This window comes from Serratia sp. (in: enterobacteria) (genome assembly GCF_046715635.1).
Classification (GTDB): domain Bacteria; phylum Pseudomonadota; class Gammaproteobacteria; order Enterobacterales; family Enterobacteriaceae; genus Chania.
Window position 1 is genome coordinate 1 of record NZ_JBKJYW010000065.1, and the last position, 6,564, is coordinate 6,564.

Annotated in this window: 6 protein-coding genes and 1 pseudogene; all 7 read right to left on the reverse strand. The window is 54.8% G+C overall.

What is annotated here, in order from left to right; all coding sequences use genetic code 11:
* Nucleotides 1–197 (reverse strand): annotated as a pseudogene (locus ACLQ7H_RS03255) (4-deoxy-4-formamido-L-arabinose-phosphoundecaprenol deformylase); the annotation flags it as partial.
* Entirely contained in the window at nucleotides 194–2,176 is a 1,983-nt protein-coding gene (gene arnA / locus ACLQ7H_RS03260) for a bifunctional UDP-4-amino-4-deoxy-L-arabinose formyltransferase/UDP-glucuronic acid oxidase ArnA (protein ID WP_411751435.1), read from the reverse strand. The gene arnA and the pseudogene ACLQ7H_RS03255, both read right to left, overlap by 4 nt.
* Nucleotides 2,176–3,156, reverse strand: coding sequence for an undecaprenyl-phosphate 4-deoxy-4-formamido-L-arabinose transferase (arnC, locus tag ACLQ7H_RS03265; protein ID WP_411751430.1), 981 nt, complete (start codon nucleotides 3,154–3,156; stop codon nucleotides 2,176–2,178). The genes arnA and arnC overlap by 1 nt, the downstream gene beginning before the upstream one ends.
* Nucleotides 3,143–4,297, reverse strand: coding sequence for a UDP-4-amino-4-deoxy-L-arabinose aminotransferase (arnB, locus tag ACLQ7H_RS03270; protein ID WP_411751431.1), 1,155 nt, complete (start codon nucleotides 4,295–4,297; stop codon nucleotides 3,143–3,145). The genes arnC and arnB overlap by 14 nt, the downstream gene beginning before the upstream one ends.
* A gap of 396 nt (nucleotides 4,298–4,693) precedes the next feature.
* Nucleotides 4,694–5,449: a vitamin B12 ABC transporter ATP-binding protein BtuD gene (gene btuD / locus ACLQ7H_RS03275; RefSeq protein WP_411751432.1), complete on the reverse strand. Its 756-nt coding sequence runs from the start codon at nucleotides 5,447–5,449 to the stop codon at nucleotides 4,694–4,696.
* A gap of 13 nt (nucleotides 5,450–5,462) precedes the next feature.
* The gene (locus ACLQ7H_RS03280) at nucleotides 5,463–6,014 is read right to left on the reverse strand and encodes a glutathione peroxidase (RefSeq protein ID WP_411751433.1); all 552 of its coding nucleotides are present in this window, start codon (nucleotides 6,012–6,014) and stop codon (nucleotides 5,463–5,465) included.
* Nucleotides 6,015–6,084: 70 nt separating this feature from the next.
* The coding region (locus tag ACLQ7H_RS03285) for an iron chelate uptake ABC transporter family permease subunit (RefSeq protein WP_411751434.1) at nucleotides 6,085–6,564 on the reverse strand (480 nt) is incomplete at its 5' end.

Here is a 6,564-nt window from a genome sequence, read left to right on the forward strand (position 1 = left end):
GCCTTGGAACGCAGCATTTTCAGCAAAAATTGGGGACGAAGCAGGCGCCACAAGTGGCGCCCCATGTTGTCCGGCCCAACGCTAAAGAAGAAGCTGGCCTGAATATCGTATTTGGCCAACAGTTCCAGCAGGCGCGGCACCCCTTCACGGGTCCCGCTAAAGGTGTCTACATCAACTCGCAGGCCGACCTTCTTCATGCACCATTACCTTCCTTTACCGTGGTACGCAGGAAGTAGTCCAGCGTCTCGGCAACGGTCTGCTGCATGGCGATTGTCGGCTGCCAGCCCAGCAGGCGGTGCGCGTTCTTGATGCTTGGCGTACGGTGCTCAACGTCCTGATACCCTTTGCCGTAGTAGCTGCTGCTCTCCACGTCCTTGAAACCGGCAAATGGAGGGAAATTGCCGCGCAGCGGATGTTCATTGAAGCTGGCCAGCAGCATTTCCGCCAATTCACGAATACTGGCTTCGTTGGTCGGGTTACCGATGTTGACGATCTGGCCATCGCACTGGCCGTCGCGGTTTTCAATAATGCGGTACAGCGCTTCAATACCGTCGTTGATATCCGTAAAGCAACGTTTCTGCTCCCCACCGTCCACCAGCTTGATCGGCGAGCCTTCAACCAGATTCAGGATCAACTGAGTGATCGCGCGCGATGAGCCGATACGCGCTGCATCCAGGTTGTCCAGGCGTGGCCCCATCCAGTTAAACGGACGGAACAGCGTGAACTTCAGGCCTTCTTTGGCCCCATAGGCCCAGATAACCCGATCCAACAGTTGCTTGGAAACCGAATAGATCCAGCGCTGTTTGTTGATAGGCCCGACGATCAGGCGTGAGCTGTCCTCATCAAACTCTTTATCGTCACACATGCCATAAACTTCTGAAGTGGACGGGAAGATGATGCGTTTGTTGTATTTCACACAGTCGCGAACGATTTTCAGGTTTTCTTCAAAATCCAACTCGAATACACGCAGTGGGTTGCGGGTGTATTCGATCGGAGTGGCGATCGCCACCAGCGGCAGTACCACGTCGCACTTCTTGATGTGATATTCGATCCACTCGGAATGAATGCTGATATCCCCTTCCACAAAGTGGAAACGCGGGTTATCCAGGAACCGGCTGATGGCATCAGAGCCGATATCCAGGCCGTAGATATCATAACGATCTTCACGCAGCAGGCGTTCGGTAAGATGGTTACCGATAAAGCCGTTAACCCCCAGGATCAGCACGCGGGTCCGGCGCTTCATCACCGAGCTAGGCTTGGCAGCCAAACGTACGTCACTTACCATGCCCATTTCCAGCGCCAGACGGTTGCCTTGCACGTACAAACCAGACTCGCTCTGGCCAGCCACGATTTCCAACGCCCCTTCACCACAGGCAATCACCAATGGGGCGGTGTTCAACACCGTGCCAGGCTGCTTATCATGAGCGGTTTCCAGCACGCGTGCGCGCCAAACGATCATCTTGCGCTGGCCAAGGTAGCTGAATGCGCCCGGATAAGGTTCGGTGACGGCACGTACCAGGTTGTTGATTTCACGGGCAGATTTGTGCCACTGGATCTCACCGTCAGCTGCGGTACGGCGGCCAAAATAGCTGGCATCCGCTTCGTCTTGCGTGGTTAAGCTAGCCGTGCCGTTTTTCAGTTTCGGCAGTTGTTCTTTCAATACGACCTGCGCCGCTTCCAACACTTTTTTGTGCAGCGTCAGTGCGGTGTCCTGCTCAGAAATCGCTACTTTATACTGGCCAACGATTTCACCGGCATCCGGGCGTTTGACCATTTTGTGCAGCGTGGCACCGGTCTCGGTTTCGCCGTTCACCAGCGCCCAGTTGATCGGGGCGCGGCCACGGTAGCGTGGCAACAGTGAACCATGCAGGTTAAAACCACCTTTAGGAGCCAGAGAAAGGATCTCATCGCTCAACATATTGCGGTAGTAGAAAGAGAAAATGATATCCGGCTGCAGCTCACGGATACGCTCCACCCACAGCGGATGATTGACATCTTCCGGCGCATACACCGGCAGCTCCAGTTCGGCACCCTGGCGAGCAACGGAAGAGAAGAAGTTGTTTTCACCTGGATCATCGGTATGGGTAAAGACGGCCTGTATGTCATAGCCCGCTTCTGTCAGCGCTTTCAAGCCTGCGCAGCCGATATCATGGTAAGCAAATACAATAGCTTTCATCATTCTTCTTCCTGAGTATTTTGGGTGGGTTTTGCACCGACCACTTTCTGGACAAAATAGCGGGGACGAGCACGGACATCGTTATAAATCCGGCCGATGTACTCCCCTAACAATCCCATACCGACAAACTGTGCACCGATAAAGGTGAATAACACCGCAAACAACGTGAAGACTCCGCCTGCCGCCCATTCAGGCCCCAGGATCAAGCGCAGCACGATCAATAGCACCGCCAGCACGAAGCCTGACAGCGCGATCACGCTGCCCACTACGCTGAGCAGACGCAGCGGCGTGGTGGTCAGGCAGGTGATCAGGTCATACATCAGGTTGATCAGCTTCATCAGGCTGTATTTGGAGTCACCGAACTCACGTTCGGCGTGGCGCACCTCGATCTCCGTGGTGCGGCGAGCAAAGGTGTTGGCCAGGATCGGGATAAAGGTACTGCGCTCATGGCAGTGCAGCATCGCTTCGATGATATGGCGGCGATAGGCACGCAGCATGCATCCGTAGTCGCCCATGGATTTGCCAGTCGCACGTTGGATCATCAGATTGATCATGCGGGAGGCCGTCTTACGAAACCAGGAATCCTGACGGTTAGCACGCACGGTACCCACTACGTCATAGCCCTCTTCCGCTACGCTGACCAAACGGGGAATTTCCTCCGGCGGGTTTTGTAGATCGGCATCCAGGGTGATCACCAGATCGCCGCTGACCTGATTGAAACCCGCCATGATGGCGGAATGCTGGCCGTAGTTACGGTTCAGCAGCACGGCAATAATGCAACTGCCTGGTTGTTCCGCCGCGGCGGTTAGCATGGCGGCAGAGTTGTCGCTGCTGCCATCGTCAATCAGAATAATTTCATAAGGTTGCAATAGTTGTTTACAGGCGGCGGTGGTGCGCTCCAACAAGGCAGGTAAACTCTCCTGCTCATTGAACACCGGGATCACCACCGAAACTTTGCTAATAGGTTCAACGCGAGACACGGGAAGACTCCAATACGGAAGACAAGGCATTGACCACGCGATCGACATCGGCTTCGGTCATATCCGGGAACAGCGGTAAAGTACACAGGCGTGCCGAATTCCATTCGGTATTGGGCAATGACAGCTGTGGGTAACGTTCGCGGTAGAATTTTTGCGTATGGGCGGCGCGGAAATGCAGACCGGTACCAACCCCAACTTCTTTCAGCCGTTCCATCAGTTGATCGCGCCCAATGCCGCAACGTTGTTCATCAACACGCACCATAAACAGATGCCAGGCGTGATCGTGCGGATAATTCGGCAAGCTCAATGGCTGGAAAGGCGAGTCTTGCAGCGCGGCCAGGTAATGTTCTGCCAGCACCTTGCGCCGGGCATTCAGCTCTGGTAAACGCGCCAACTGCACCACGGCAATCGCCGCATGAATATCTGACAGGTTGTATTTATAGCCAGGTTCAACCACCTCTGCCTGCGGCTTACGCCCCTGCAATTGGCGGTCAAAAGCGTCAACGCCCAGGCCATGGAACTTCAGGCAGCGGATGCGATCGGCCAGTTGATCGTCATTGGTCGCGATCAGGCCACCTTCCGCACAGGTCAGGTTCTTGATGGCATGGAAAGAGAAAATCGCGGTACCCCGCGCGCCAACCCATTCACCATTGAAACGAGTACCCACGGCGTGAGCCGCATCTTCAATCAAGGGGATATGGTGGCGTTGAGCTACTGCGCGCAGCTCATCCAGCGGTAATGGTGCGCCTGCATAGTGAACGGGAATGATCGCTTTGGTACGTGCGGTGATGGCCGCCTCAACATCGGCTGCGCTGACCATTAACGTGTCGCGGTCAACATCGATCATCACTGGCGTAGCGCCAAGCAATTCGATCATATTGAGGGTGGATACCCAGGTTTGAGAGGGAGTGATGACTTCATCACCTGGCCCGATACCCTGTGCCATCAGGGTAATGTGCATCCCCGCCGTGGCAGAGCAAACGGCAACTGCATGCTTGCAGCCGAAGGTTCGGCAAAACTCGCTTTCCAACTGGTGATTTTGCGGACCGGTGGTGATCCAACCAGAACGCAACACCTTTTCTACCGCCGCAATTTCTTCATCCCCAATTGCCGGGCGTGAAAAAGGCAGGAATTGATCCATAATGAAACCCCAAACGTCTCGATTTTCTTTCAGCCACTGTATGACTTTTACATTTAACGAATAGTAAACGTCGCAAAGAATGATCCTGGGTGGATTAATTGCCAATCTACGTGGCTAAGCTTAACTAAACCTTAAGGGGAAATTATTATCAGGAAACTTTCTGCAAAGCATTGGCGTCTATTAAATATAAATCAACAGCACAATCATTGGGTTATGCCGTTATAATTATTTACCTAATTTAATTTGAACCTAATCAGCGCAGCAGGAAATTGTGATTTTTCAATGAAACTGGCGGGATCGGCAGGAGGCTTTTGAGCCTCCGGCGGGTAATTATATTGAGCGTGTTTACTTTTGGTTTAACTTTTATTTTCCGCTTTAAATAACGGCCAAACATCACTAAGCCGTTTTAGTCATGATCCAGCGCTGTTTCCCCACCGCCTGCAGATGGAAATCCACTTCATAAACTCTGGATAATAGCCCCGGTTCCATTACCTCATGGGTGATCCCCTCGGCCACCAACCGTCCGGCTTGCAGCAACCAGACCCGATCGGCCTGTTGCAAGGTATGATTGAGATCGTGAGCACAGACCAGCGCGCTACGGCCACTTTGGCAAAATTCGCGCAACAGGCGATCGAGCGCCACCTTTTGCGCCACGTCCAGGCTGTTGGTCGGTTCATCGAGCAGCAGCAGTTGGCTTTGCGGGTTGACCGTTGGCCAAACCTGTAGCAACACAGCGGCCAGACGCACCCGTTGCCATTCGCCGCCCGAGAGTTGCGTCAACATGCGGGATAATTTATCCGCCAGCTTCAGGCTACGGGCCAAATACAGGATAGCGTGCTCCAGTTCGCTTTCGTCCGCCCCGGCGGGCTGATGTAAGGCGAGATATTGAAATACCGGCATCAGCGCAACCGGAGGCTGCTGCTGGCACAGATAAGCCCGGTGCCTTGCCAGCTCATTCCCCGCATACGCCTCCAGCAACCGCCCCGACAGGCGGACTTCGCCAGGCCCAGGCAGCATCCCTGCCAATCTGGCCAACAGCGTACTCTTACCCGCACCGTTAGGGCCGATCAGGTGCACCTGCAACCCAGCGGCGATCTGCCCTGAAAACGGCACTAATCGCCCTTCTACCCCTACCTCACTGAGTTGCAGCATGGTTCTCGCTCCGTTACTTGGCCAAGGCCTGTTTGATGGCCTCGGACACCTGCGGATCTTCAGGCGTCATATCCGGTGAGAAGCGTTGGATCACCGTACCATCACGGCCAATCAAGAATTTTTCAAAGTTCCACAGGATATCGCCGGTGTGCTTCGGCGCGCGGCCTTTGCTGCTCATCCGCTCCAGGAAACCACTGCCTTCCGGTGCGACGGCCTGTGGCTGTGCAGCAATCAGTTCCCGATACAGCGGATGACGGCCCTCACCATTGACTTCGATTTTGGCAAACATCGGGAACTGGACGCCAAAGGTGCCACGGCAGAACGCCAGGATCTCTTCATTGCTGCCCGGCTCCTGGCCCAAAAACTCATTGGAGGGGAAGCCTAACACCGCAAAACCCTGCTCACGCCAGGTTTCATAAAGCTTTTCCAGACCTTCATATTGCTTGGTCAGGCCGCATTCCGACGCCACGTTAACCACCAGCAGTACCTTGCCAGCATAGGCGTTCAGCGTGGTAGCTTGGTTCTCGATGGTTTGCAGGGGAATGGCATAAATCGGGTTGCTCATCAGATGTTATCCTTTGGTTTTATTTGCAGGTGATACAGAAAAACGCCGCCGGGCATTACCGGCAGCCGGTTTACCTTACGCTTTTTATCCGAGCCAGTAACCAGATAAAAAGGGGGGCCCCCAGCGTTGCGGTGACCACGCCGATGGGTAATTCCGCCGAAAACAGCGCAATCCGCGCCACCACGTCTGCCACTAACAACACGCCCGCGCCCGCCAGTGCACAGCCAGGCAACAGGTAGCGTTGGTTGGTCAAACCGCTGAGACGCAAAATATGCGGGATCACCAAGCCGATAAAGCCAATTACGCCCGCCAGGGCCACGCTGGTGCCCACCAGCCAGCCGATGGCCAGCACCAGCAGATTACGCCATACGTGCAGGGAAAGACCCAACTGCCGGGCCTGCATTTCGCCAAGGGCCATCAAGTTCAGCACCTTGCCTTGCGCGCATAGCCACAGCAGCGCTGGCAACAGGGCTAACAGCAGCCATTTCTGCCGCCAATCCACCCCGCCGAAACCGCCCATCATCCAGTACATTAGCTGCCGCAGATCGAG